The 26,205-nt window shown below is 60.2% G+C and carries 28 protein-coding genes; 14 read left to right on the top strand and 14 right to left on the bottom strand.

Going from position 1 to position 26,205, the window contains the following annotated elements; translation table 11 throughout:
• Nucleotides 1–15: 15 nt before the first annotated feature.
• Entirely contained in the window at nucleotides 16–1,593 is a 1,578-nt protein-coding gene (locus tag ACR0E6_RS18090; RefSeq protein ID WP_480585847.1) for a DUF5928 domain-containing protein, read from the bottom strand.
• 141 nt (nucleotides 1,594–1,734) lie between these two features.
• Here ACR0E6_RS18090 and ACR0E6_RS18095 point away from each other — a divergent pair, with 141 nt between their 5' ends.
• Entirely contained in the window at nucleotides 1,735–2,553 is an 819-nt protein-coding gene (locus tag ACR0E6_RS18095) for a sulfotransferase family protein (RefSeq protein WP_170455924.1), read from the top strand.
• 129 nt (nucleotides 2,554–2,682) lie between these two features.
• A complete protein-coding gene (locus tag ACR0E6_RS18100) occupies nucleotides 2,683–3,039 on the top strand; it encodes an immunity protein Imm33 domain-containing protein (RefSeq protein ID WP_170455922.1) in 357 nt (118 codons plus the stop codon).
• Between the two features lie 96 nt (nucleotides 3,040–3,135).
• On the opposite strand, the gene ilvD is transcribed toward ACR0E6_RS18100, so the two are convergent.
• Entirely contained in the window at nucleotides 3,136–4,968 is a 1,833-nt protein-coding gene (gene ilvD / locus ACR0E6_RS18105; protein WP_480585851.1) for a dihydroxy-acid dehydratase, read from the bottom strand.
• A gap of 107 nt (nucleotides 4,969–5,075) precedes the next feature.
• On the opposite strand from ilvD, the gene ACR0E6_RS18110 reads away from it, so the two are divergent.
• The 4 genes from ACR0E6_RS18110 (at nucleotide 5,076) to ACR0E6_RS18125 (ending at nucleotide 8,025) form a co-directional block, all read left to right on the top strand.
• The gene (locus ACR0E6_RS18110) at nucleotides 5,076–5,639 is read left to right on the top strand and encodes a helix-turn-helix domain-containing protein (RefSeq protein WP_480585854.1); all 564 of its coding nucleotides are present in this window, start codon (nucleotides 5,076–5,078) and stop codon (nucleotides 5,637–5,639) included.
• A gap of 4 nt (nucleotides 5,640–5,643) precedes the next feature.
• Entirely contained in the window at nucleotides 5,644–5,916 is a 273-nt protein-coding gene (locus ACR0E6_RS18115) for a CBU_0592 family membrane protein (protein ID WP_170524174.1), read from the top strand.
• A gap of 70 nt (nucleotides 5,917–5,986) precedes the next feature.
• The gene (gene sseA / locus ACR0E6_RS18120) at nucleotides 5,987–6,841 is read left to right on the top strand and encodes a 3-mercaptopyruvate sulfurtransferase (protein WP_480585857.1); all 855 of its coding nucleotides are present in this window, start codon (nucleotides 5,987–5,989) and stop codon (nucleotides 6,839–6,841) included.
• Nucleotides 6,841–8,025: an amino acid aminotransferase gene (locus ACR0E6_RS18125; protein WP_480585860.1), complete on the top strand. Its 1,185-nt coding sequence runs from the start codon at nucleotides 6,841–6,843 to the stop codon at nucleotides 8,023–8,025. The genes sseA and ACR0E6_RS18125 overlap by 1 nt, the downstream gene beginning before the upstream one ends.
• Before the next feature lie 68 nt (nucleotides 8,026–8,093).
• On the opposite strand, the gene ACR0E6_RS18130 is transcribed toward ACR0E6_RS18125, so the two are convergent.
• Nucleotides 8,094–9,404, bottom strand: coding sequence for an ammonium transporter (locus tag ACR0E6_RS18130; protein WP_170524184.1), 1,311 nt, complete (start codon nucleotides 9,402–9,404; stop codon nucleotides 8,094–8,096).
• 34 nt (nucleotides 9,405–9,438) lie between these two features.
• Nucleotides 9,439–9,777 (bottom strand): P-II family nitrogen regulator, encoded by a 339-nt coding sequence (locus ACR0E6_RS18135; RefSeq protein WP_170434072.1) that lies wholly within the window; start codon nucleotides 9,775–9,777, stop codon nucleotides 9,439–9,441.
• A 259-nt stretch (nucleotides 9,778–10,036) separates the two neighbouring features.
• Here ACR0E6_RS18135 and ACR0E6_RS18140 point away from each other — a divergent pair, with 259 nt between their 5' ends.
• Nucleotides 10,037–12,223, top strand: a complete 2,187-nt coding sequence (locus tag ACR0E6_RS18140; RefSeq protein ID WP_480585863.1) for a transglycosylase domain-containing protein — start codon at nucleotides 10,037–10,039, stop codon at nucleotides 12,221–12,223.
• A gap of 54 nt (nucleotides 12,224–12,277) precedes the next feature.
• Here the strand turns inward: ACR0E6_RS18140 and leuB are convergent, their stop codons facing one another.
• Nucleotides 12,278–13,381, bottom strand: coding sequence for a 3-isopropylmalate dehydrogenase (gene leuB, locus ACR0E6_RS18145; protein ID WP_170738013.1), 1,104 nt, complete (start codon nucleotides 13,379–13,381; stop codon nucleotides 12,278–12,280).
• 91 nt (nucleotides 13,382–13,472) lie between these two features.
• Between leuB and ACR0E6_RS18150 the strand changes: the two genes are divergently transcribed.
• Nucleotides 13,473–14,000 (top strand): redoxin domain-containing protein, encoded by a 528-nt coding sequence (locus ACR0E6_RS18150; RefSeq protein ID WP_170455904.1) that lies wholly within the window; start codon nucleotides 13,473–13,475, stop codon nucleotides 13,998–14,000.
• Here ACR0E6_RS18150 and ACR0E6_RS18155 read toward each other — a convergent pair.
• On the bottom strand, nucleotides 13,997–14,890 hold the full coding sequence (locus ACR0E6_RS18155; protein WP_480585866.1) for a LysR family transcriptional regulator: 894 nt from the start codon (nucleotides 14,888–14,890) through the stop codon (nucleotides 13,997–13,999). The two genes, ACR0E6_RS18150 and ACR0E6_RS18155, sit on opposite strands and share 4 nt — an antisense overlap.
• An 83-nt stretch (nucleotides 14,891–14,973) precedes the next feature.
• Between ACR0E6_RS18155 and ACR0E6_RS18160 the strand changes: the two genes are divergently transcribed.
• On the top strand, nucleotides 14,974–15,888 hold the full coding sequence (locus tag ACR0E6_RS18160; protein WP_480585869.1) for a Rossmann-fold NAD(P)-binding domain-containing protein: 915 nt from the start codon (nucleotides 14,974–14,976) through the stop codon (nucleotides 15,886–15,888).
• On the opposite strand, the gene ACR0E6_RS18165 is transcribed toward ACR0E6_RS18160, so the two are convergent.
• The 6 genes from ACR0E6_RS18165 to ACR0E6_RS18190 all read right to left on the bottom strand — a co-directional run bounded on the left by ACR0E6_RS18165 (nucleotide 15,852) and on the right by ACR0E6_RS18190 (nucleotide 20,823).
• Complete coding sequence (locus tag ACR0E6_RS18165) at nucleotides 15,852–16,880, bottom strand: endonuclease/exonuclease/phosphatase family protein (protein WP_480585872.1); 1,029 nt, start codon at nucleotides 16,878–16,880, stop codon at nucleotides 15,852–15,854. The genes ACR0E6_RS18160 and ACR0E6_RS18165 overlap by 37 nt on opposite strands.
• Nucleotides 16,877–17,707: a hypothetical protein gene (locus ACR0E6_RS18170; protein WP_480585875.1), complete on the bottom strand. Its 831-nt coding sequence runs from the start codon at nucleotides 17,705–17,707 to the stop codon at nucleotides 16,877–16,879. Before ACR0E6_RS18170 ends, ACR0E6_RS18165 begins: the two co-directional genes overlap by 4 nt.
• Nucleotides 17,708–18,039: 332 nt before the next feature.
• Complete coding sequence (gene leuD / locus ACR0E6_RS18175) at nucleotides 18,040–18,645, bottom strand: 3-isopropylmalate dehydratase small subunit (RefSeq protein ID WP_170455894.1); 606 nt, start codon at nucleotides 18,643–18,645, stop codon at nucleotides 18,040–18,042.
• 43 nt (nucleotides 18,646–18,688) lie between these two features.
• The gene (locus ACR0E6_RS18180; protein ID WP_170634544.1) at nucleotides 18,689–19,231 is read right to left on the bottom strand and encodes a DUF308 domain-containing protein; all 543 of its coding nucleotides are present in this window, start codon (nucleotides 19,229–19,231) and stop codon (nucleotides 18,689–18,691) included.
• Nucleotides 19,232–19,268: 37 nt separating this feature from the next.
• Nucleotides 19,269–20,672, bottom strand: coding sequence for a 3-isopropylmalate dehydratase large subunit (leuC, locus tag ACR0E6_RS18185; protein WP_170634542.1), 1,404 nt, complete (start codon nucleotides 20,670–20,672; stop codon nucleotides 19,269–19,271).
• Between the two features lie 52 nt (nucleotides 20,673–20,724).
• Nucleotides 20,725–20,823, bottom strand: a complete 99-nt coding sequence (locus ACR0E6_RS18190) for an isopropylmalate isomerase (protein ID WP_170455888.1) — start codon at nucleotides 20,821–20,823, stop codon at nucleotides 20,725–20,727.
• A gap of 233 nt (nucleotides 20,824–21,056) precedes the next feature.
• On the opposite strand from ACR0E6_RS18190, the gene rsfS reads away from it, so the two are divergent.
• From rsfS to ACR0E6_RS18205, 3 genes are read left to right on the top strand one after another with little or no spacing between them, the layout of a single operon-like run.
• Nucleotides 21,057–21,416, top strand: coding sequence for a ribosome silencing factor (gene rsfS / locus ACR0E6_RS18195; protein ID WP_058276550.1), 360 nt, complete (start codon nucleotides 21,057–21,059; stop codon nucleotides 21,414–21,416).
• Between the two features lie 44 nt (nucleotides 21,417–21,460).
• A complete protein-coding gene (gene rlmH / locus ACR0E6_RS18200; RefSeq protein ID WP_480585878.1) occupies nucleotides 21,461–21,931 on the top strand; it encodes a 23S rRNA (pseudouridine(1915)-N(3))-methyltransferase RlmH in 471 nt (156 codons plus the stop codon).
• A gap of 1 nt (nucleotide 21,932) precedes the next feature.
• Nucleotides 21,933–22,418 (top strand): flavodoxin family protein, encoded by a 486-nt coding sequence (locus ACR0E6_RS18205; RefSeq protein WP_480585881.1) that lies wholly within the window; start codon nucleotides 21,933–21,935, stop codon nucleotides 22,416–22,418.
• A gap of 3 nt (nucleotides 22,419–22,421) precedes the next feature.
• Here ACR0E6_RS18205 and ACR0E6_RS18210 read toward each other — a convergent pair whose 3' ends face one another.
• Both ACR0E6_RS18210 and ACR0E6_RS18215 read right to left on the bottom strand, forming a co-directional pair.
• Entirely contained in the window at nucleotides 22,422–22,769 is a 348-nt protein-coding gene (locus ACR0E6_RS18210) for a hypothetical protein (protein WP_480585884.1), read from the bottom strand.
• A 35-nt stretch (nucleotides 22,770–22,804) separates the two neighbouring features.
• Nucleotides 22,805–23,515: a DUF599 domain-containing protein gene (locus ACR0E6_RS18215; RefSeq protein WP_480585886.1), complete on the bottom strand. Its 711-nt coding sequence runs from the start codon at nucleotides 23,513–23,515 to the stop codon at nucleotides 22,805–22,807.
• An 82-nt stretch (nucleotides 23,516–23,597) separates the two neighbouring features.
• Between ACR0E6_RS18215 and ACR0E6_RS18220 the strand changes: the two genes are divergently transcribed.
• Nucleotides 23,598–25,037, top strand: a complete 1,440-nt coding sequence (locus tag ACR0E6_RS18220) for an FAD-linked oxidase C-terminal domain-containing protein (RefSeq protein WP_170524205.1) — start codon at nucleotides 23,598–23,600, stop codon at nucleotides 25,035–25,037.
• 67 nt (nucleotides 25,038–25,104) lie between these two features.
• Nucleotides 25,105–26,205 (top strand): FAD-binding protein, encoded by a 1,101-nt coding sequence (locus ACR0E6_RS18225; RefSeq protein ID WP_480585889.1) that lies wholly within the window; start codon nucleotides 25,105–25,107, stop codon nucleotides 26,203–26,205.

A 26,205-nucleotide genomic window follows, 5' to 3' on the forward strand; every position in this document is an offset into this window, starting at 1 on the left:
TCGTGCCGCCGGGCCTTAGTCTGAAAACAGGTAATCCAGCTTCATGATGGACTGCGCCTTGTCGCTTTCCACACCCAGAAAGCGTGCAATGGCGGCCTCATTTTCGGCGCGGTCGGCGCTTTCGCGCAGGCGCAGATAGCCATCGATCCCGGCCTCGCGGATTTGTTGGGATTCATAAGCCAGATCATTACGCAAAGTGGGCAACAGGCGGGAAACCGTCTCAGCCGGGCTGTTTTCACCCGCCAGCCCGACGCGTCGGGCGTGGCCGATCAGATAGTCGTCGGAATAGTCGCACTCGATCTCCAGCACATGGGTCTTGGCCGCATCGCCGCAGAAATCCTGAATGACGTCCAGATTGGACGGGTCCAGACACAGCGCCAGTTGGTTTGACCCGAAATGCTGAAACAGCATTTGGACAACCGCCCGCCGATGGCGCGAGCGTTTGTTGAGCGTCGTCTCGATCCCGCCCAGATCGGGCAGGGGCGTGTCCTGTTCGTTGAACAGATACTCGATGCACGGGATGTCGGTTTCCGAGGCGATCTGATCCACCAGCCGTTTGGCCACGTGCCACTTTTTGCAGACGATCAGGAAAAGTTCACGCTCGGGACCCAGCGTATTTCCGGCCTCCCAGAACCTTTGCCCGAACCGGCGGCCGACGCGGCCCCGCCCGGTCAGGAAGGCATACAGGTTGCGCCCCTCATCCGAGATCGGGAAGTCGACGCCCGTGCTGGCATACAGCGCGCCCAGCCGGTCCTTCAGCTCATGCGCCTCGGGGCTGATCTTGCGGGCAAACAGATAGTTCTGCCCCAGCAGCATGTCGAAATGATCGTTGTAGAACGTCACCGGCATTCCGTAATCCGAGAACATCAGGAAGGTCGGCGTGCGGTTTTCGATCTCACCCTTCGGGATCAGATGACGGACAAGCGTCTGAAAGAAGGTTTCATCCGGGATCCAGGTGGTCGAGAAGAACCGGATCACGTCGCGACGCTGTTGCAAGAACTCAAGGATCATTTCGACCGTGCGGCGGCGCAGGCACCACCATTGGCTGCCGATCATGACCTGAATGTCCTCGGGAATCTCGCGCGTCAGCTTGAAACGTTTTTGCAACTCGTAGGCCGCATAGAACCGTTTGGCCTGCGTACGTTCGTTGAAATAGTGGCGATAGATCAGCCGGTCTTCTTTCATCCCGGTCTTGATCCAGTTGCTGGCAAAGAAATCGTGGCTTTCGATGAAATCCCTGTCCTGCTCGTCCAAAAAATTATGCGTGTATTCCGCTGTTTTGATCGCCATGCAATCGCCCGACAGCATGTAGAAATGGGTGGCGCGGGGGAATGTCTCGACAGCCGCTTGCAGCGCATAAAGCGTGGCCTGCACCAAAGACCACTCACCCCAACCGCATTTGATGCGCTTGTCGGCGAAGGTGACATTCGGGTTGCCCTTCAGCGCGGTGCGGATCTTGTCATAATCCGCCTCACGCGCGCGGGCATCGAAATGGATCGCCATGCAATCGCCGGCAGCCGTCAACTGCTCGGCCTGCGCGATGATCGCGTCAGGGTCTTTGTGGCACAGCAGGATATAGGCAATCTTTGCCATTTGGTGTCGCGATTTCCGTTTTTGCCCGATTGCACCTGTGATACTGAGGATGAGCGATTGAATAAACAGAGTATTTTTGGTTTTTTGATTTCAAAAGCTGGCCTATCAACCTGATACCCGACCAGCATAGGAGGCACGCAGATGGGGTTTCCCGGCACCTGGATGACCGAGAGCGAAAGCATGGTTTACCGTGTGGTGCCGAAATGCGCGTGCTCGACCATTGGTCAGATCATGTATTACTCGGATCACGGGCAGTTCTTTGACGGCGATATCCACGACGCCAAGGACGGGATGCACAAATGGGCCTTCGATCAAAGCCAGGGTATGATCGCGGAAAATGTGCGCAATCACGGGTCGTATTCCTTTACCTGTGTGCGCAATCCGTACACCCGGATTCTGAGTTCCTTTTTCGACAAGATTTGCGGCATCCAGCGCAATGGCAAGAGGTATCGGGGCAATCTGGTGCCGACGCTGGTGTATAATTACGGGATCGAAGTGGGCGGAGATGATGGCAAGGGTGAGTTCGACCAGATCGCCAGCTTCCGCCGGTTCCTGCTGTTTGCCCGCGATACGATCCGCTGGCGGCGCCCGATGGATCCGGATATTCACTGGTCCGCCATGTCGGGGCATGTGTCGACCTTCATCGTGAATGGCGGGCGGTATGATCGCATCTTTTGGACCGAAAAGTTCAACGATGGGATGCAGGGCGTGCTGGACAGTCTTGAGACCCCACACGCCATTGATCTGTCCGCAATCCCCCGTTTCAACGAATCCGAAGGCCACGGCCCCAAACGCGCGCATCCGGTCGAGGACTATTTCGACGATCTATCGATGCATCTGGTCTATGAAATCTACAAACAGGATTTCGAGCTGTTCAAATACGATTTCGAAAACCCGGCCAACAAGATGCCCGTGGGTGAGATCGATCTGGACGAAGTGCACGCCAAGCTGGGTGATTGAGCGGCGATAGGTATCCCCGGCAGCGATACATCTGCCCGGAACATGGTTTGCAGATGAGCGTCTGCTTCTAGTCCAAAGTTGCTTCAAATTTGAAAGTCGATAGTGTCGCGGGACAATGGGAAAGCAATTTTGAAGCAGAGTATTCGACAATCGCAAAAACAAGTCTGTGCGGACCTTGAACTCAAAACTTGCGAAGCCTTCGATGGGGACAAAGTAGGTGTTTCACAATCTGCACTAGAGGGGCTGATGCCACTTAACGGGCTTCGTCATCCGCCGACATCAGGTGTAAGTGGTTGGTATCTTTGGGGTGGAGTAGAGCTTTCAGATGCTGCTGATTTCTTTAAACCGATGCATCTAGCTCACCTTGAAACCCGATGCGAACTCAGTCTTAAGTTTCTGATTCTTCCACCCGGTTGGCGCTTCCTCACTGACGGAACTTACGAGGATGTCTGGTTCGATCCGGCCTTGCTTGAAATCGAAGACTGAAAGCCTCCTGAGACTCGAACGTTAGCTTAATCCCACAAATGAACAAAAACGGCCCACCGGACAGGTAGACCGTTTTTTAGTTGAGCGGTTTCCAACTCAAACCTGACGCACCGCCCCTTTGGCGGCGCTGGTGGTCAGCTTGGCATAGGCTTTCAGCGCGGTAGAGACCTTGCGCTTGCGCGGCTCTGCCGGTTCCCAGCCCTTTTCGTCCTGCTCTGCGCGACGTGTGGCCAGTTCCTCATCCGACACCGCCAGATGGATCGAGCGTTTGGGAATGTCGATCTCGATCCTGTCACCCTGACGCACCAGACCGATCACGCCGCCTTCGGCGGCCTCGGGTGAGACATGGCCGATGGACAGGCCCGAGGTGCCGCCTGAGAAACGACCATCGGTCAGCAGCGCGCAGGCTTTGCCCAGACCTTTGGATTTCAGATACGAGGTCGGATACAGCATTTCCTGCATCCCCGGCCCGCCGCGGGGACCTTCGTAGCGGATCACGACGACGTCGCCCTCTTTCACCTTGCCGGTCAGGATGTCGCTGACCGCCTGATCCTGACTTTCGCACACATAGGCCGAGCCGGTGAAGGTCAGGCTGCTGGCATCCACACCTGCTGTTTTCACGATGCAGCCGTCGCGGGCGATATTGCCGAACAGAACTGCAAGGCCTCCGTCCTGAGAAAACGCGTGTTCCTTGGAGCGGATCACGCCGCCTTCACGGTCGGTATCCAGTTCCTTGTACCGGTTCGATTGGCTGAATGCTTGCGTGGTCCGCACGCCGCCGGGGGCTGCTTTGAACAGCTCTTGCGCGGCGGGGTTGTTGGCGATCTTGATGTCCCAATTGGCAATCGCCTCACCCATGGTTGGCGTGTGCACCGTGCTGCAATGTTCGTGAAACAATCCGGCGCGGCTAAGCTCGCCAAGGATCGAGAAGATGCCACCGGCGCGGTGGACGTCCTCCATATGCACGTTCTCGGTATTGGGCGCGACCTTGCATAGGCAGGGGACATTGCGGCTGAGGCGGTCCATGTCGGACATGGTGAAATCGACGCCGCCTTCGTGGGCGATGGCCAGCAGGTGCAGAACCGTATTGGTTGAACCACCCATGGCGATATCCAGGCTCATGGCGTTCTCGAAGGCATCGAAGGTTGCGATTTCGCGCGGCAGGAAGCCTTTTTCGTCCAACTCGTAATGCCGTTTGGTGATTTCGACGATCCGACGCCCAGCCTCAAGGAACAGGTTCTTGCGGTCTGCATGGGTGGCGAGGGTCGAGCCATTGCCCGGCAGCGCCAGACCCAGCGCCTCGGCCAGACAGTTCATCGAGTTTGCGGTGAACATGCCCGAGCATGACCCGCAGGTGGGGCAGGCGTTTTCCTCGATATGCTGGACTTGTTCATCGGTAAAGCGGTCATCAGCGGCGGCGACCATGGCATCCACAAGGTCGATCTTTTTCGCCTCAAGATCGGCGATGTCGATCTTGCCCGCCTCCATCGGCCCGCCCGAGACGAAAATGGCCGGGATATTCAGGCGCATCGCGGCCATCAGCATACCCGGGGTGATCTTGTCGCAGTTCGAGATGCAGACCATCGCGTCGGCGCAATGCGCGTTGACCATGTATTCGACCGAATCCGCAATCACCTCGCGCGAGGGCAGCGAATACAGCATCCCGTCATGGCCCATGGCGATGCCGTCATCCACGGCAATGGTGTTGAATTCCTTGGCAACACCGCCTGCGGCTTCAACCTCGCGCGCGACCATCTGGCCCAGATCCTTCAGGTGGACGTGACCCGGTACGAATTGGGTGAACGAGTTGACGATGGCGATGATCGGCTTGCCGAAATCGTCATCCTGCATGCCGGTGGCGCGCCACAGGCCACGGGCGCCGGCCATGTTGCGGCCATGGGTGGAGGTTCTGGATCGGTACATTGGCATGATGCTGTTTCCCTATTGCCTCGGGTTGCATTGCGTCGAGATTGTGCGTTATAGCGCACGTATCACATGTGCGCTATAACGCACAAGGGGATTCGAAAGACAGCGATATGGCACCGGACGACATTACTCTGAAACTACGGGATGTGCGCGCGGCCTCGGGGCTGAGCCTGTCGAAAGTGGCTGAAATGACCGGTGTCAGCAAAGCCATGCTGGGCCAGATCGAACGGGGCGAATCCAGCCCGACCATTGCGACCCTGTGGAAGATCGCCAAGGGGTTCCAACTTCCGCTGAGCGCGTTGATCGGGTCGTCCGTTCTGCGCGATCCGGCCAATGCGGGCGTGTTCCAGACCGTCACCTTCCCCGGCAGTATCGAGGTCAAGATCGTATTTCCTTTCGACCCGGCGCTGGGCGCGGAAACCTTTCACGTCCAGCTTGCCCCCAACCAAAGCCACGAGTCCCCCCCCCACGCCGCCGGCGTCACCGAAGAGGTCTTTGTCCTCAGCGGAGATCTGGAGATTCTGCGCGATGGGGAATGGCTGCCCTTGCAGACCGGGCAGGGCCTGCGCTTTGCCGCCGATCTGCCGCATGGATACAGGGCCGGTGCCCAAGGGGCGGCTTTTCTGAATATGCACCACTATTCGCAACAGCCTGACCATCTGAACGGAACCTGACCGCATGACCGCATTGCTGGAAACCCTGACCATCGTGGACGCCATCGGGTCGTTCGGGGCGCTGATCGTGGTGGCGGCCTATTTTGCAACGCAGATGCGGATGATGAATTCGGACGATCTGGCCTTTCCGGTCGTGAACCTGTTGGGCTCGGTGCTGATCGTCTATTCGCTGGTGCATAATTTCAACCTTGCCTCGATGCTGATCGAAGGGTTCTGGATTCTGATCAGTCTGATCGGGATTATTCAGCATTTTCGCCTGCGCCGGGCGTCAGAATAGGCCTATCCAGCCTTGAACCCCTATCCTGCCGGGTATAGGGAAAATTCAAGCTCGCTGAGGAGAGGCTTTGATGCAGGACGATCCGAAAACCCTGGTATCTACCGAATGGCTGGCCGCACATATCAAGAACCCGGATCTGCGGATTCTGGACGGGTCGTGGCATCTGCCTGCGCAGAACCGTGACGCCAGGGCCGAATATGAGGCGGGCCACATTCCCGGCGCGCGCTTCTTCGACATTGACGAGATTTCCGACCACCGTTCTGATCTGCCGCATATGGCACCGCCGGTGGAAAAGTTCATGTCGCGCCTGCGGGCCATGGGCGTGGGCGACGGCCATCAGGTGGTGATCTATGACGGCGCGGGGCTTTTCTCGGCGGCGCGGGTCTGGTGGCTGTTCCGCCTGATGGGGCAAGAGAACGTCGCCGTGCTGGATGGCGGTCTGCCCAAGTGGCAAGCCGAAGAGCGTGAGATCGAGGATCTGCCCCCCGTTATTCGCGACCGCCACATGACCGTACGGGTGCAGAACCAGATGGTGCGCGATGTTACGCAGGTCTCTGCTGCTGCCAAGCTGGCCGATCACCAGATCATCGATGCCCGTTCCGCCGCCCGTTTCGCCGGAACCGAGGCCGAGCCGCGCGAAGGCTTGCGTTCGGGCCATATTCCGGGATCGCACAACGTGCCCTTTGGCGACCTGCTGAATGGGGACGGCACGATGAAATCGCCCGACGCGTGCCGTGCCGTGTTCGAGGCCGCAGGCGTTGATCTGTCGAAACCTGCGATAACCAGTTGCGGGTCAGGCGTGACCGCCGCAATCCTCAGCCTTGCGCTCGAGCGCATGGGCAAGAAAGACCACTCGCTTTATGACGGCTCCTGGGCGGAATGGGGTGCCTTCCCGACCCTGCCCGTCGCAACCGGAGAGACCTGATGTTCGAGAACCTCAAACCGCAGCCCGCCGACAAGATTCTGGCGCTGATGCAAATGTACCGCGAAGACCCGCGCGATCAGAAGATCGACCTGGGTGTGGGCGTTTACAAGAATGCCGAGGGCGTGACCCCGGTGATGCGTGCGGTCAAAGCCGCTGAACAACGCATCTGGCAAGAGCAGGAGAGCAAGGCCTATACCGGTCTGGCCGGTGATCCGGCCTATTCGGATGCGATGATCGGCCTGATCCTTGGCAATGCAGTTCCGCGCGGCAACATCGCCGCCGTGGCGACCCCCGGCGGCACCGGCGCGTGTCGGCAGGCGTTTGAGATGATCCGTATGGCCAACCCCTCGGCCCGTGTGTTTGTGTCGAACCCGACATGGCCCAACCACCTGTCGATCCTGAATTATCTGGGAATGGAGACGGTCCAGTACCGCTATTTCGACGGCGAAACGCGCGGCGTTGATTTCGATGGCATGATCGAGGACCTGAAAACCGCCACCGCAGGCGATGTGGTTCTGCTGCATGGTTGTTGCCACAACCCGACCGGTGCCAACCTGAACATGGTGCAATGGCAAGAGGTCGTGAACCTGATCAACGAGCGTGGCCTCGTGGCGATGATCGACATTGCCTATCAGGGTTTTGGCGACGGGCTTGAAGAAGACGCACAGGCCACCCGCCTGGTGGCCTCGTCCGTCAAGCGCTGCCTGATCGCGGCGTCCTGTTCGAAGAATTTCGGCGTTTATCGCGAGCGTACCGGCCTGCTGATGGCAATCAGCGACGATCCGGCGCAGACGGCGCTGAACCAAGCCACTTTGGCCTTCCTGAACCGCCAGAACTATTCCTTCCCGCCCGATCACGGTGCGCGCGTTGTGACCACGATCCTGAACGACGACGCCCTGCGCGCCGATTGGGCCGCCGAGTTGGAAGAGGTGCGCCTGTCCATGCTTGGCCTGCGTCAGCAACTGGCCGACGAATTGCAACGCCTGACAGGATCGGACCGCTTTGGCTTTGTCGCCCAGCACCGCGGCATGTTCTCGCGTCTTGGTGCCGCGCCGGAACTGGTCGAGAAACTGCGCGCCGATCACGGCATCTACATGGTCGGCGACAGCCGCCTGAACATCGCCGGTCTGAACGCAACGACAGTGCCGATCCTGGCGCAGGCGATTGTTGACGTTGGGGTTTAGTCCAAAAAACAATCCAAAAAGAAACCCGGGCGCGAGCGCCCGGGTTTTTTTGTTGAGCTGATTGCAGCTTAGCCTTTCGAGAACTCCGGGTAGGCTTCCATACCCAGTTCTGCCATGTCCAGACCGTTGATCTCGTCTTCTTCGCTGACGCGGATGCCGACGGTTGCTTTCAGAACCATCCACAGGATCAGCGCGGCGACGAAGGTGAAGACACCGTAGGCAACGATACCGGTCAGCTGGGTGATCAGGTTGGCCTCGCCGTAGAAGATCACGGCGATAGTGCCCCAGATACCTGCGAACAGGTGGACCGGGATGGCACCGACCACGTCGTCGATCTTGAACTTATCCAGCATCGGAACCGCGAAGACCACGATGATACCGCCCACGGCACCGATCCACAGCGCGCCGAACAGGGTCGGGGCCAGCGGTTCAGCAGTGATCGAAACCAGACCGGCCAGCGCGCCGTTCAGCACCATGGTCAGGTCGGGCTTTTTATACAGGACCTGGGTCATGATCAGGGCTGCAACTGCACCTGACGCGGCGGCCATGTTGGTGTTGGCGAAGATGCGCGACACGTCGGAGACGTCACCCACGGTGCCCATCGCCAGCTGCGAGCCGCCGTTGAAACCGAACCAGCCCAGCCACAGGATGAACGTCCCCAAAGTTGCCAGCGCCAGGTTCGAACCGGGCATGGGGTGAACCTTGCCGTCCTTGTACTTGCCGATACGCGGGCCAAGGATCAGACAGCCAGCCAGAGCGGCCCAGCCTCCGACCGAGTGCACGACGGTCGAACCGGCGAAGTCGGAAAAGCCCATGGCGTCCAGCCAGCCGCCGCCCCATTTCCACGACCCCGAAATCGGATACAGGATGCCGGTCAGCACGATGACGAAGATCAGGAAGGGCCACAGCTTGATCCGCTCGGCCACGGCGCCCGACACGATGGACGCGGTCGCAGCCACAAAGACCAGCTGGAAGAAGAAGTCCGAGCCGATCGAGGCATAGTCCAGGGCGGCCTCGGCAGGGTCAACACCCACCGCATCAAGCACCGTCGGACCGCCAAGGGCGAAGAACCCATTGAAGTCGCCCGGATACATCGTGTTGAAGCCGACCAGCCAGTACATGATCGCGGCGCAGGAAAACAGCGCCACGTTCTTGATCATCTGCATGGCCACATTCTTGGACCGCACCAGGCCGCCTTCCAGCATGGCAAAACCTGCCGCCATGAAAAAGACCAGAAAGCCCGCCATCAGGAACAGCAGGGTGGTAAAGATATACTGGGTGTGCAGCGCGGCCTCGCCTTCTGCGGCTTCTTGCGCCAAACCCATCTGCGGCAGCACGACCAGCGCGGCAGCAGGGATGAGAGATTTCATCAGGTTCATGTGTTTTCCTCGGATTGAGTGTGAGTGTCGGCGCTTACAGCGCCTCTTCGTTGGTTTCCCCGGTCCGCACGCGCAGCGCCTGCTCGACATCGAGGACGAAAATCTTGCCGTCACCGATCTTGCCGGTCTTGGCGGTTGTGGTGATGGTCTCAACGATCTGGTCGGCCATCGTGGCGGGCACCACGATCTCGAGCTTGATCTTGGGCACGAAGTTCACGGCGTATTCGGCGCCGCGATAGATTTCAGTGTGACCGGATTGCGAGCCGAAGCCCTTAATTTCGGTCACCATCATGCCGCGCACTCCAGCCTGGGTCAGTGCCTCGCGCACCTCCTCGAGCTTGAACGGCTTGATTGTCGCAATGATCAGTTTCACGTCTTTCCCCTCTGCTTCTCCGGTCTGACCGGCTTGTTTGCACCTGCAGAAAAAGAGCGTGACCCGAGGCGGTAAGAAATGGTTTTGGGGCGTAATTCGGTTCAAAAATGACGCGAAGTTGCACAATTTTTGCACAAAACCTGCCGTGCGTCTAAATTTTAGGCGGATATGGGAGGGGAAATTCCGGTAAATCGGACCTCAACATAGGCAGGCCACCGGGGTATGGTGGGCCAAAAGCATAACCGGGCAGAGTTTGAGCATGACTGAGTCCAAGCGCCGCAAACCGACATTGGTCGCGGATAAACGGTACCCGTCGAAGGGGCGCAAACCTTCGGCGACCAAGCGGGCTGCGAAACCGGCGGGCAAGAAATCGACCGCCCGCAAGACAACCACGCGCAAGACCGCCCGCAAGAAGACACGCAAACGCTCGGGCAGCAATGGCGGTGGGATTTTTCGTCGCCTTTTCCGTTGGATCTGGCGTCTGATCTGGGGCGTGACCTGGCGCGTCGGGGCCGTGGTGGCGATGCTGATCGCGCTGGCGGTGGGGGTCGTTTACACCTCGCTGCCCGATGTGGATGCCTTGCTGGACGGGCGCGCGCGGGGGTCTGTGACGCTGTTGGATCGTGACGGCAAGGTCTTTGCCTGGCGCGGCGATCAGTTTGGTGGGGTGATTACGGCGGATACTGTCTCACCCCATTTGAAGAACGCGGTGATCGCCACCGAGGATAAGCGATTCTATCGCCATTTCGGCGTCAGTCCGCGCGGCGTTGCCAGCGCCGTGCGTATCAACCTGAGTGAGGGGCGCGGACCATTGTCTGGCCATGGCGGTTCTACCATCACCCAGCAGACTGCCAAGCTGCTGTGTCTTGGTGTTCCCTACGATCCCAGCGAGTGGGAGTCGGAGGCCGCTTATGAGTCGGATTGCCGTCAGGGCTCGCTGTGGCGCAAGGGGAAAGAAGCCATTTATGCGATGGCGATGGAGGTCAAGTACTCCAAGGACGAAATCCTGACGATCTATCTGAACCGGGCCTTCCTGGGTGCAGGTGCGCGCGGATTCGAGGCTGCAAGCCAGCGCTATTTCGGCAAATCCGCGGCCGAGGTCTCGCCGGCCGAAGCGGCGATGCTGGCGGGTCTTCTGGTTGCCCCGACACGCTATGCGCCCACCAACAGCCTGCAACGATCGCAGGATCGCGCGCGGCTTGTGGTCGGGTTGATGGAGGATCAGGGTTATCTGTCCGGCGCGCAGGCCAGCGAAGCGCGCAGCCGTCCTGCGGAACTGTCCGAGGCCGCAGCAGCAAGGGCTGGTGGCTATTTCGCCGATTGGGTCATGGCCAGCGGGCCTGAGTTTTTCACGCGCAATACCACCGAGGATGTGGTGATCCGTACGACTCTGGACCAGCGTATTCAGAGATCGGCAGAAGAGGCGCTGCAATTCATCTTTCAGGAGAAGGTTCGGGAAGGGTCCAAGGCACAGGCGGCGATTGTGGTGATGTCCGCTGATGGGGCCGTGCGCGCGATGGTCGGCGGGCGCAAGACCCGCGTGTCGGGCGCGTTCAATCGCGCGACGCAGGCGCTGCGCCAAACCGGATCGTCCTTCAAGCCATTCGTCTATGCCACAGCATTGGAGCTGGGCTATTCGCCCTATGACATTGTGGTCGATGAACCCTATTGCGTCGACATTCCGGGGTCGGGCAACTGGTGCCCCAAGAACTATACGAACAAGTTTTATGGCCGCGTGACGCTGGCCGATGCCCTGAAGAACTCGCTGAACATTCCCGCTGTGAAAGTGGCCGAAGTGGCCGGGCTGGACAATGTGCGCACCGTGGCCAGCGGCTTCGGGATTGCCAGCGATCTGGCGCAGGGACCGGCGCTGGCGCTGGGCGCATCCGAAAGCACACTGATCGAGATGACCGGGGCCTATGCGGGTATCCTGAACGGTGGGTCATCTGTGGAACCATATGGTCTGACCGAGTTGAAGCTGCTGGGCGATGACACGCCGGTCATGGTGACGACCACCGGGATCGGTGAGCGGGTGATCAATGACAACGCGGCCAAACAACTGACCTGGATGATGGAGCGTGTGGTGTCCCAAGGCACCGGCGGTCGCGCGAAGCTGCCGGGATGGCAGGTTGCGGGTAAGACCGGCACGACTCAGGCCGCGCGGGATGCATGGTTCATTGGCTTCACCGCCGACTACGTGGCCGGTGTTTGGATGGGCTATGACGACAACACGCCGCTTTCGGGTGTCACCGGTGGCGGGCTGCCTGCCGAGATCTGGAAAGAGACCATGCTGCGTGTGACCGAAGGGATGACGCCCACGCCATTGCCGATGATCGTGCCCGAACCGCCAGTTCAGGTCGCGCAGCCCCAACCCCGTCGACGCCAAGGTGGTGGCTTTGAACGGGCCATCAATAACTTGATCCGGGATATCTTCGGCGGGAACTGATACGAAAAAGGCGGCGCACCGGGCGCCGCCTTTCTTCAATTCTATCTAGGTAGCTTACAGGCTGGCATCCAGCGCAGCGATGATGGCTGCGCCCATTTCCGTGGTCGAGACCGGGGTCACGCCCTCATCCGCCAGCAGGTCACCGGTGCGGACGCCGTCGGCCAGCACCTTCTCGATCGCGGTTTCCAGACGGGTGGCCTCATCGCCCTGGTCAAAGCTATAGCGCAGCGCCATGGCGAAGCTGAGGATACAGGCGATCGGGTTGGCCTTGCCTTCACCTGCGATGTCGGGTGCCGAGCCATGTACCGGCTCGTACATCGCCTTGGGGCGGCCATTGGCCATCGGAGCGCCCAGGGACGCCGAGGGCAACATACCCAGCGAGCCGGTCAGCATCGCGGCACAATCCGACAGGATGTCGCCGAACAGGTTGTCGGTCAGGATCACGTCAAACTGCTTGGGCGCGCGCACCAGCTGCATCGCGCCATTGTCGGCATACATATGGGACAGTTCAACCTCGGGGTAATCGGCGGCGACGCGGGTCACAACCTCACGCCACAGGATGCCCGATTCCATCACGTTGGCTTTCTCCATCGAGCACAGCTTTTTGTTCCGGCGCATCGCCAGTTCAAAGGCCGAGCGCGCGGCGCGTTCGATCTCGGATTCGGTGTAGCGCTGGGTGTTGATGCCGACGCGTTCGTTGCCTTCCTCGAAGATACCGCGCGGTTCGCCGAAATAGACGCCAGAGGTCAGCTCGCGCACGATCATGATGTCGAGGCCAGCGACGATATCCTTTTTCAGCGACGAGAAATCTGCCAGCGCGTCAAAGCACTGGGCCGGGCGCAGGTTGGAATACAGATCCATTTCCTTGCGCAGGCGCAGCAAGCCGCGCTCGGGCTTGAGGCTGAAATCCAGATCGTCGTATTTCGGACCGCCTACGGCACCCAGCAGCACCGCGTCGACCTCTTGCGCCTTGGCCATGGTTTCGTCCGACAGGGGCTTGCCGTGGGCATCATAGGCCGCACCACCGACCAGATCCTCGCTCACGTCAAAGTGAAGGCCGCGATTGGTGCCGAACCAGTCGATGATTTTGCGCACTTCGGCCATAACTTCCGGGCCAATTCCGTCTCCGGGCAGGATGAGGAGCGAGGGGTTGGACATGAAGGGTCTCCTTGCGTTTCACAGCTCAGGCCCTAGCGTCTGCGCCGCAGCGGGTCAATGAGACGATCCGGCAGAATCACGAGGAAAACACATGTTGATACCGGGAAATCCCGTCCCAGGCCTGAAAATCGAAACCGTGGGCCATGGAAGTTTTGATCTGGATGCCGACAAGGGCGAAAACGGCACGCTGGTGATTCAGTATCGCGGCCTGCATTGCCCGATCTGCATCAGGCAGATGGGTGAGGTTGAAGCCGCGCTGGACGACTTCGCCGCGCTGGGGCTTGAGGTCATCATGCTGAGCACCGACACCGCCGAACGCGCTGCGGAAACCGTGGCAAAAGCGGGCACGACCCGGCTGCGCGTCGGGCACAGCCTGCCGCTGGCCGCTGCGCGGGAAGACTGGGGCCTGTATCTGTCCAAAGGTCGCGAAGGCACCGCCGAGGCCGCGTTCTTTGCAGAACCGGGGCATTTCTACATCGCCCCCGACCGGACGCTGTATTTCGCCTGGCAGCAATCGACCCCGTTTGGCCGCCCCTCGGTCGCTGACATGCAGGGTGGTATCAAATACGCGCTGGACAATGGCTATCCGCCGCGCGGCACCTATACCGGCCCGCTTTAAAGGCTGGCTTTCAGCCCGTCGGCCAGCAAGTCCCAGACCCTGCGAATGCGCGGGGTCTGGCGCATCGCTTGCGGCGCGGCAAGCCAGACCGGCAGGATCGGAATCTTTACATCCAGCGGCAGAACCTCGACCAGAGGGTCCTCTTCGGCGACCTGAACCTGACTGAAGCCGATACCGCACCCGGCGCGGATCAGCTCCCAATAGGCGCTTTGCAGATCGCAGCGGGTGGCAAAGCTGTCCTTGCTGGCGGGCCATCCCTTTTCCTGCATCTTTCGGATGATGTCTTCGTTTGCATCGAACCCGACCAGATCGTGATGGAACAGATCCTCGGGCGTTTTGGGGCGTCCGACGCGGTTCAGGTAAGTTGTGGCCGCGCAGAAACACAGCGGGACATCACCAAGGTAGCGCGACACGATATCCATCTGTTCGGGACGATACATGCGCACGGCGATATCGGCCTCGCGATAGAGCAGGTTTTCAGTTGCGTCCGTTGCGACCAGTTCCAGTTGAATGGCCGGTTCCTGCTGCCGTATATGCGCCAATATGGGCGGCAACAGGTGGTGAGAGGCAAAGACGGACGCGGTGATCCGCACCGTGCCTTCCAGCTCTTGCGACTGGCCTGCCGCCGTCATGCTGAACGCGTTCATCGCCTGATGCATCTGCTGCGCCATGGGCAGCAGCTGGTTGCCCACATCGCTGAGTTTCAGCCCCCGTGCGTGCCGGTCAAACAGCGACACGCCAAGTTCCTCCTCTAGCGCATGAATCTGCCGGCCCAGCGTGGGCTGGCTGCGGTCCAGTTGCCGCGCGGCGGCGGACAGAGACCCGGTTTCGGCCACCGCCAGAAAGCTTTGGATCAGCGACCAATCGGCATGGGTAAGCGCTTTGTCCATTCAGATATGAATACATGATCTGCGTTTGCCGGCAATTCCCTGAATCATGTGCATGGTTAAGTTGGTCCCGACAGGAGGGCACCATGCAACACACCGTACTGATACTCGGCGCCAGTGGCCGGTTTGGCCGCAATGCCGAACTTGCGTTTCGCAAAGCCGGTTGGACCGTGCGGATATTCAATCGCGAGGCTGACAAGCTGGAGCAGGCGGCGCGTGGCGCGGACGTGATCGTCAACGCCTGGAACCCGCCTTATACCCAGTGGGCCCGTCTGGTGCCGGGCCTGCACCGGCAAGTGATTGACGTGGCTGAACGCACTGGTGCAACGGTCATCGTGCCGGGCAATGTATATGTAATCGGGGCGGATACTCCCGGCCCGTGGTCTACTGACAGTCCGCATCTGGCCCGGAACCCTTTGGGTCGTATCCGGATCGATATGGAGGACGCCTATCACCGTTCAAGCGCACGGGTGATCATCCTGCGGGCCGGGGATTTCATCGACACGTGTGCGTCGGGGAACTGGTTTGATCAGGTGATGATCAAGGGTCTGTCGAAAGGGCGACTGACCTATCCGGGCAACCCCGATATTCCCCATGCATGGGCGTACCTGCCTGACCTTGCAGCGACGGCCGTCATGTTGGCCGAGATGCGGCAAGACTTGCCTCGGTTCTGCGATCTGCCATTTGCCGGATATACGCTGACCGGGCGCGAGATTGCGCAGTCTCTGTCGCGGGTGACGGGGGGTGATGTGGCGCTCAAACGGATGCAATGGTGGCCCCTGCAGCTTGCCTGTCCTTTCTGGCGCATGGCCCCGCATCTGCTTGAGATGCGATATTTGTGGGATGTGCCGCACCGGCTGGACGATACGGCCTTGACCACGTTGATCGGCCCGGTGCCGCATACCGATCTGGATCAGGCGATGCGTACAGCGATACCATCAGAGCAGACCGCGACTGCGGTGCCTCATGGCATCGAGACATCCACCCAGACCAGCCGATGACGGCTGGCCCGTTCGGCGCTGTCCCTTTTCGCATCACTCGGCGCGGGCCAGAAGACACCGGCATCAACAACCTTCAGATCGGCTGAGGGCAGAACGTAATCCACCCGCAACTCCCCCACCGCCTTCCAATGGACCGTGGCCCTGTCGCCCGCGAGGGATTTCGGCTGCGGATCCTGCAGGCGCGGGTCCGAGAGAAGGTTGGCGATGGTCTCTCTGCGCCCATCGCTGTGATTGGGATCCAGATTGGCATCCCCAGCGATCACAAACGGATCGGTCGGGGCTGGGCCAATGCCACCATCCATCAGCACCGACCAGAGCCGGATCTCATCCCGGTTGCGCAGGCCGTTGCGATCCTCGGGGCCGTCGAACACGGGCGGGGTTGCGTGAAAGGTCATCAGGTTCAGACGGCCCGAGGGGGTGTTGATCGGCACGACCCAATGGCCGGTCGACGACAGGCGCTGCGCCGCTTGTGCCTGCTCGGACGGGTACGGTGCACCCTCGGCCACGGGCAACTCGGCCCCCGGTAGATCGCGCCACAGAAGGTCCGAGAAATTCCGCACCTCGGACATCGCAATCTCATAACGCGACAACACCGCCAGCCCGCCATGCCCGGTAAACAAGCCCCATCCCTGCGAGTCTCCCGGACCTTGCGTGCGGCCATCCCCATCCAGATCAAGCCCGCTGTCCTGCCCGGTATTGGGCTGCGCGGTAAACTGATAGGGGTAATCCAGCCCGGCCTCTCTGAGGCTTTCTGCCAGAGCCGTCAGGGCCATCGCGTTCATGTCCCAGTCGATGCCTTGCAGCGCCACGATGTCGGGCCCCGTGGCCACAAGCACATCGATGACCGCAAGCACCTGCGCCTCGTCGCGCTGAATGTCGCGCAGCAGCAGGCCGGGGCCTTTCCGGCTGAGCTCGGTGTTGAAGCTGGCAATGCGCACCACATCTGCCTGCGCCGCGATGGGCAGCAAAAGCAGGATCAGTGCGCGGATCATGCGGCCTGAGTTGTCTCGGATGTTGAGTAAGCGCGGCGCTTTTCCACGATCAGCCCGGCGATACGCAGGGTCGCCATGCCACGCATGATCATGCTGGCGGGCAGGAAGGCCCAGGCGCTCATGGTCCAGATCAGGGTCTGCGGGTTGTTCAGCGAAATCGGCGTCACGAAATTGGTCAGCAGCTTGATCACGGCCGGGATCAGGAACGGCAGCAGGATACCGATGCAGATGTTCAGACGACCGTCACGCTGCAGGCGGCTGACCACGTCACCGCCTTTGGTGGGGTCAAACAACGGCAGGTTGGTCCAGACATTGAAGGCCCCGTTGCCAGTGGGCCATCCGCGCAGCTTCACCGCATAGGCAAAGCTGGCGATCGTGACCAGAGCGGCGACATAAGCGACGCTTGCCGTGATACGCACCAGTTCCACCAGCGGCGCGCTGGCATCTGCAGGCAACATCAGAACGATCAGCCGGACGGGTGAGTACGGGAAGTCCACCACATTGGCGACGGCCAGACCCACGGAATACGAGAATGTGGTCAGATCGGTCGGTGCATAGCCATTCTTGCAGACCAAAGTCAGGAAGGTGACCATCGACATCAGGCCGACAAAACGCAGCCGGTTCACCGGCGGGGCGTCGCGGAATTCGATAAAGCTGGGAAAGGCAGAGTTGTATTCGGCAAAGGTCAGGATGAACGCGAGGATCGCGAGGAAGACCACTATCTCGGTCCCGTTCGTCGATGATACAGGCAGGTACAACGCGGGTGTCAGCACCAGAAGTGCAACCAATATTCCACGTATCGCCGCCCCAGTTGTGCGCGCAATCACTATCCGAACCCTTTTTCAAACTGGATCAGCCGATCTTTGCCGACTTGATTTCCAACTTGTGCCCGCCCGTTTCTTAATTCTGACGGATGCCTCTTTCCGTCACCATGGACGATAAGCGACATTTCGCTCAAGTCAGGGTGCAGATAACATGTGATTTCGGGCAAAATGATGGCGCAACTGGTGCGGGATTGCATCATTTTGGACGCAAATCCGACGTGTATCTCAATTTGATACCTAGATGTTGTGGTTTGGGAAAAATCAACCCCAAGAATGCGAACGGGGCCGCGTGCGCGACCCCGTTAGGTTGAGTGTCAACAGATTCGTCCCCAGAATCACACCCAGGGGCGCGCCTGACCTGCATGTTCTTCGAATTTGTCGATGTGGTGGTCTTTCTCCATCGTCAGGCCGATATCGTCCAAACCGTTCAGCAGGCAGTGCTTGCGGTGCGGGTCGATGTCAAACTCGATGACAACACCGTCCGAGGTGGTGATCTGCTGATCTTCCAGATGCACGGTCATGCGGGCGTTCTCGCCCTTGTGCGCGTCTTCCATCAGAATCGCGTGGTGTTCTTCTTCGACCACGATGGGCAGGATGCCGTTCTTGAAGCAGTTGTTGAAGAAGATGTCGGCAAAGCTGGTCGAGATCACGACCTTGATGCCGAAATCCTTGATCGCCCAGGGCGCGTGTTCGCGGGACGAGCCGCAGCCGAAATTGTCACCCGCGACCAGAATCTCGGTCTGGCGATAGGCGGGTTTGTTCAGAACGAAATCCTCGTTCTCGCCGCCATGGTCGTGATAGCGCATCTCGTCAAACAGCACGACGCCCAGGCCGGACCGTTTGATGGTTTTCAGGTGCACCTTCGGAATGATCATATCGGTATCGATATTGATCAAAGGCATTGGGGCGGCCACCCCGTGGACTTTTTCAAACTTTTCCATGTTCACACTCCGTGCGGGAGAGGGCCGCGCCCATGTCCCGCGGTTAAGCTTGTTTCGTTTCGTTGGGTGCGTTTTTGACAAAGAACGCCATGAAGACCAATCCGAACCCGTTGAACAGCATCTCGATGCCCAGCAGGATGCCCAGCAAGCTCAGCAGAGCTGCGGGTTCCGATGCCGCGTAAGACCAGATGATACCGGCCAGCACGATGGACAAGATGCCCGAGATCAGCGTGGGCCAGAAGAACTGCGTTCCGCGCATCTGGAACGACAGGATGACCCGCGCGATGCCGCCTGCCATGAACAGGATCAGCATCACGGTCGCCAGCGTCAGCGTGCCTTGCAGCGGGTGATCCAGAAAGGACCAACCCAGAAACAGCATCACCGCACCCATGATGAGCGACAGGATCTTGTTGCCGGTGCCTTCAACCGTGAAGCCGCCGACGATTTGTAGCCCGCCTGCAATCAGCAGCAACACGCCGGTCACGACCGTTACGGCAACAGACGCCACCACCGGCGCACCCAGCACAAAGATGCCGAACGCGATGGACAGCAGTCCAAGCAAGAGCCATTTGATCCAGTCACTCATGTCTTCAATCCCTCAAATATCTAGATATGAGGACACCTTACATCAGTTCACGGACGTCTGTCAGCCGTCCTGTGATTGCCGCTGCGGCAGCCATCGCCGGGCTCAGAAGATGGGTGCGTCCACCACGGCCCTGACGGCCTTCGAAGTTGCGGTTCGAGGTCGCGGCACAGCGCTCGCCCGGTTGCAACTGATCGGGGTTCATCGCCAGACACATCGAACATCCCGCCAGACGCCATTCGAACCCGGCCTCTTTGAAGATGTCGGCCAGACCTTCTTCCTCGGCCTGTGCACGGACCAGACCGGAACCGGGCACGACCATGGCGCGCATTCCGTCCTTGATCTTTTTGCCCTTCAGAATCTCAGCCGCGGCGCGCAGGTCTTCGATGCGGCCATTGGTGCAGGACCCGATAAAGACGGTGTCGATTTCGACGTCGCTCAGCTTCTGACCGGCTTCCAGACCCATGTATTCGATGGACCGGCGGGCCGCGTCGACCTTGCCGCCTTCGAAATCTTCGGGGTGCGGTACGGATGCGGTGATCGGCAGCACATCCTCGGGGCTGGTGCCCCAGGTGACGACCGGCGCGATGTCTTCGCCGCGCAGGGTGATGACCTTGTCGAAATGCGCGCCTTCGTCGGTATAGAGCGTTTTCCACCAGTCCATCGCGGCTTCCCACTGGGCACCCTTGGGTGCGTGCGGGCGGCCTTTGACATATTCGAACGTGGTTTCGTCCGGCGCGATCAAACCCGCGCGGGCTCCGCCTTCGATCGCCATGTTGCAGACGGTCATGCGGCCTTCCATCGACAGATCACGGATCGCTTCGCCGCAATATTCGATGACATAGCCGGTGCCGCCAGCGGTGCCGGTTTCGCCGATCACGGCCAGAGTGATATCCTTGGCGGTCACGCCCGGCTGCAATTTGCCGGTGATTTCCACCTTCATGTTCTTGGATTTCTTCTGGATCAGGGTCTGCGTGGCCAGCACATGCTCGACCTCGGAGGTGCCGATGCCGTGGGCCAGCGCACCAAACGCGCCGTGGGTGGCGGTGTGGCTGTCGCCGCAGACAACGGTCATGCCGGGCAGGGTCCAGCCCTGTTCCGGGCCGACAATGTGGACGATGCCCTGACGGACGTCATTCACCGGGTAATAGTGAATGCCGAAATCCTTGGCGTTCTTGTCCAGTGCTTCGACCTGAATACGCGATTCGGGGTTTTCGATCCCGTTCACGCGGTCCGGCGTGGTCGGTACGTTGTGATCCGGCACGGCGATGGTTTTTTCCGGTGCGCGTACCTTGCGGCCTGCCATGCGCAGGCCCTCGAACGCCTGTGGGCTGGTGACTTCGTGCACCAGATGGCGGTCGATATACAGCAAACAGGTGCCATCATCGGCTTCATGCGCGACATGGGCATCCCAGATCTTGTCATAGAGTGTTTTGGGGGACATCGGTCCTCTCCCGTATTTAGATGAGAATAGCTGGCGAGTGGCTGGTCGCCGCCTATAGGCGGGCCAGAACCGTGCGGGCAGCCCCAAAGAACCGTTCACGCAGGCGCGCGCGGTCTTGCAGGTCGATATTCGGGGCCGTATGAGGTCTCATAAGCGGTCAGATATAGATACTGGCCGAGTCTATCAAGGTCCCTTACGACCCCGCAGATGCCGTCAGGGCACAATGCTGTGTGGGTTCCGGGGGCCTTCATTGAAATGTCACGGGGTGCTTGTTACCTTATAAGTATCCCTGCGCCGGGGATCTGACGGCGCGCAGCAAAGGAGGACTATGTCCTGTCTCTACATACTCAGGCGGGTTTGCCTGCCGAAGATGGGGCCAGCGTGATGGCCCACTCTCAGTCAATCAGCGACAAGCTGCTTGAACGTATCCTTTCCTCACTTTCCGATGACAAGGCCGAAGACGTTGTGCAGATCAACCTGCAGGGCAAGTCTTCTGTTGCGGATCATATGGTGATTGCCTCGGGTCGTTCGACCCGGCAGGTTTCGGCCATGGCGGAAAAGCTGACGGATCGCATCAAGCAGGAATTCGGTTTCACCTCGAAGGTCGAAGGCAAGGATGCCGGCGACTGGGTGCTGATCGATACGGGCGACGTGATCGTCCATATCTTCCGCCCCGAAGTGCGCGAATTCTACCAGCTGGAAAAGATGTGGCTGCCTCAGGGCGGCAGCGCCTCGGCGAACTGAGGCGCCATCCCGGCCCGTATTAAGGGGCCGGAGGCGAGAGAGATATGCGTATCAGCATAGTTGCGGTCGGGCGATTGCGCGCCGGGCCCGAGAAGTCCCTGCTTGACGATTACCTAACCCGATTTGATAGGACCGGTCGCGCGCTGGGCCTTGGTCCTGCGCGGGTGATCGAGGTTGAAGACAAAAAAAACGCAGGCATGGGGGCTGAGGCTGCCCTGCTGCGCAAGGCGCTGCCCAAGGGCGCGGTGATCTGTACGCTGGATGAGCGGGGGCGGGTCATGTCCTCGCCCGATTTTGCCAAGAAACTGGGCAGCTGGCGTGATGCCGGACGACAGGATCTGGCACTGATCATCGGCGGGGCGGACGGAATAGACCCTAATCTGCGGGCTGAGGCCGATTTTTCCATCTCATTCGGGTCGATGGTCTGGCCCCATATGCTGGTCCGTGTGATGCTGGCCGAGCAACTGTATCGGGCTGCAACCATCCTGTCGGGCGGCCCTTATCACCGGGTCTGACATGGCGCAGCTTCTGATCGTTTACCATTCGCGCACCGGCGGAGCCCGGCAGATGGCCGAAGCAGCGGCTGCGGCGGGGCGTGACGAGGCAGACGTAGTTCTGAAATTCGCCGATCAGGCGGGACCTGAGGATTTGCTCTCCGCCGATGGCTATATCTTCTGCGCGCCCGAGAATCTGGCGGCGATTTCGGGTCTGATGAAGGAATTCTTCGACCGAAGCTACTATCCGGTTCTGGGGCGGATCGAAGGCCGCCCCTATGCCCAGATGATCTGCGCCGGGTCAGACGGAGAGAACGCCGCCCGTCAAACTGCCCGCATCGCTACCGGCTGGCGGTTGAAAGAGGTTCAGCCGCCGCTGATCATCTGCACCCATGCGCAGACGCCCGAGGCAATTCTGGCCGAGAAGACGATCCCCGACGAACAGCTTGAGCACTGTCGTGAGATCGGTGCTGCGATGGCCGCTGGGCTAAGCCTTGGGGTGTTCTGAGCGTCAGTTCAGGTCGATGACCGTAGTGTCTTCGGCCCAGCCCCCGACATTGTCGCGCGCCTGTATCTGCACCTGCGCGGTGCCTTCGGGAATGGCGACGCCGCCAAGTGACCGGGTAAAGGGCTGCTCATCCACATGCGGATGATGCAGCACGCGCATCCCCAGCTCATTCCCGTCCATGTCCAGCACACGCCAGCCATCTGCGTAATCGTCCCAGCCGGTATCGGGGTGCCGGATCGTCACGTCAAACCGCCATGTATCGCCGCTTTGGCGGGCCGAGACCTCTTCGATTGTCGGAGGATCGGCCAGGACTGGGGTGGCAAACAGAGCGGCAAGAATCAGATAACGCATGGGCAGACCATAATTTGTTAAGCGCAGTATTGCGATCACGTCTTGGTGTCAGGCGGCAAGGTCAAAAGAACCGAGCGGGAGTGCGAGGCGAACTCACGCCGGTACAGAACGCCAACCGTGATGGCCGTGCCAATGATCAGCGTGACGGGCCCCAGGAACCAGGCCAAAGAGGCGAGAGCGAAATAGGTGGCCCGCAGCGCGCGGTTGAAGCTGCGGGCGGCGGTCACGCAAATCTCGGCCGACTGGGCCGCGCGAGGGTAGGCCTGTGCGTCCTCGGGGTCGTTCGGAACAGCAGCCATCAGCACGGCGCAATAGCCAAACAGACGGTGCGCCCAAACATATTTCAGAAAGGCATTGGCCAGAAACAGGATCACGACCAGTATCTTGATCTCCCACACCAGCGCAGGCGCGCTGCCGATGGCCAGATCGCTGGCGACACCGGACAGTTGTTCGGTATTGCCCAGCAGGGCCAGCCCGCCGCCAATGGCGATCATCGTGGTCGAGGCGAAGAACGTACTGCCCTGCCGCATCGCCGCCACGACCTGCGCGTCGAACATGCGCGGTTGCCGGGTGACCATCTCGCGCATCCAGTCCCGGCGGAAGTCGTCCATCATCATGGAAACGGATCGCCTGTTGGGTAAGGGATGCTCGATCTTCCAGCCGATCCCCTGCCAGGCCCCGATCAGCAACAGGATGGCGACATAGTCCAGTGTCGAAAACAGAAGCGCGCGATCAATCCAGGTCATGGGCGCGACAGTAGGCACAGATCATTGAACTTGCCAGATCGATAAATTGGTAATATTATTTTACCAAATTGGAGGATCAGCAATGGACATGCCCCAGCCAAATCCCGATGTGCTTGCACGCAAGCAAAGCGTTCTGGCGCGTTTGCTGCAGGTTTTGCCCGAGGATGCGGTGATTCACGACCCGGCGGAAACACGCGCTTATGAATGTGATGCGCTGACCGCCTATCGCTGTCCGCCGATGCTGGCGGTGTTGCCGTCAACCACGCAAGAGGTCTCGGACGTTTTGCGCATCTGCCATGATGAGGGCGTGCCGGTGGTCCCGCGTGGGTCCGGCACATCGCTGGCGGGCGGAGCGCTACCCACGGCGGATTGCGTGATTCTGGGTGTGGCGCGCATGAATGAGGTGCTGGAGACGGATTACGACAACCGCTTCATCCGCGTTCAGACCGGTCGCACCAATCTGAGTGTGACCGGCGCGGTCGAGGAGGAGGATTTCTTCTATGCGCCCGATCCGTCCTCGCAACTGGCTTGCGCGATTGCGGGGAACATCGCGATGAACTCGGGCGGGGCGCATTGTCTGAAATACGGTGTGACCACCAATAACCTGTTAGGCGTCAAGATGGTGATGATGGATGGCAGCGTTGTCGAGATCGGCGGCGCGCATCTGGATTCCGGTGGGCTGGACCTGTTGGGTGTGATCTGCGGCTCTGAAGGGCAGTTGGGCGTCGTGACCGAGGCAACGCTGCGCATTCTGCGCAAGCCCGAAGGCGCGCGGCCTGTGCTGATGGGGTTCGATGACAATGAGGTGGCCGGGCAATGCGTTTCGGACATTATCAAGTCGGGCATCCTGCCGGTGGCGATCGAGTTCATGGATACGCTGTGCATCAAGGCCTGCGAGAACTTCGCCCATGCGGGTTATCCCGATTGCACGGCTTTGCTGATAGTCGAAGTCGAGGGGTCCGAGGCCGAGATCGACTATCAGCTTTCGAAGATCATCGAGATTGCCAAGCGTCACAACCCGGTCGAATTGCGCGAGAGCCAGTCGGCGGAAGAAAGCGCCAAGATTTGGCTGGGGCGGAAGTCGGCCTTTGGGGCGATGGGGCAGATGAATGACTATATGTGCCTGGACGGGACGATCCCCGTGTCGTCCTTACCCGAGGTGTTGCGCCGGATCGGTGAGTTGAGCGAGGAATATGGCCTGCCCGTAGGCAATGTCTTCCATGCGGGCGATGGCAACATGCACCCCTTGATCCTGTTCGATGCCAACAAGCCCGGTGATCTTGAGAAATGCGAGGCGTTTGGCGCGGATATCCTGAAGCTGTGCGTCGATGTCGGCGGGTGCCTGACCGGAGAGCATGGGGTGGGAATCGAAAAGCGGGATCTGATGTCGCATCAGTACACGCCCGCCGATCTTGAGGCACAGATGGCGGTAAAGGATGTGTTCGACCCACGGTGGCTGCTGAACCCGGCCAAGGTGTTTCCATTGGATGTGTCGAAAGGGCGGCGGATGGCGGCGGAATGAGGGGCCAGCCCCTCTTGGCCCTGCGGGCCAATTCACCCCGCCGTATTTTTGAACAAGAAGAAGTATCATGAGACCTGAGACAGAGATGGAACTGGCCGAGATCGTGGCCGGGCTGAACGCGCCGGTGCGTATTGAGGGCGGCGGCACGCGGGGCGTGCAGGGACCCGAGCCGGTTTTGAGCACGGCCGCTCTGAGCGGAATAACGCTTTATGAGCCGGGTGCGCTGACTTTGGTGGCGCGGGCGGGGACCCCGGTGGCTGAGGTTGAGGCTGCATTGGCAGCGGAAGGGCAGCAACTGGCGTTTGAGCCTGCGGATTATCGGGTACTGCTTGGACATTCGGGAGAGCCGACGATTGGCGGAGTCGTGGCCGCCAATATCTCGGGCCCGCGCCGGGTGCAGGCCGGGGCGTGTCGGGATTTTCTGCTGGGGGTGCGCTTTGTTGATGGGCTGGGGCAAGTGGTCAAGAATGGCGGGCGGGTGATGAAGAACGTCACCGGCTATGATCTGGTCAAGCTGATGGCGGGGTCCTGGGGAACGTTGGGGGTGTTGACCGAGGTATCGCTGAAGGTGCTGCCCATGCCCAAGGCGACGGCGACTTTGGGCGTTTCGGCCCCCCATGTCGCGGGTGCGATTGAGGTTCTGTCTGCGGCGTTGAAATCCCCCTTTGAGGTCAGTGGCGCCGCGTATGATCCAGCGATTGGGCAGGCTTTGCTACGGGTTGAGGGGTTTGAGGATTCGGTTGCCTATCGCACTGGGCGGTTGCAGACGGTTTTATCCGGGTTTGGCGAGGTTTCGCGCATGGAAAACCCTGAAGATATTTGGTGCGCGATCCGGGATGCCCGCGCGTTTGCGGGCAAGGATGGCGATGTCTGGCGTATCTCGGTCAAGCCGAGCGACGCACCTGAGATTTCTGCGCGGCTTGAGGCCAGCGGGCTGTTGCTGGATTGGGGTGGCGGATTGATCTGGGCGCTGGTGGATGACGGGTCGGACGTTCGGGCGCGATTGGGGGATTTTTCAGGCCATGCAACGCTGGTGCGGGCGGCCCCGGAGACGGTGAATGCTCTGGGCCGGTTTCAGCCTGAACCCGCACAGGTTGCAGCCTTGACCCGTGGGTTGCGGCAGCGGTTCGACCCGCATGGCCGTTTCAATCCGGGCCTGATGGGGTAG

Source organism: Ruegeria sp. AP12 (genome assembly GCF_056540025.1).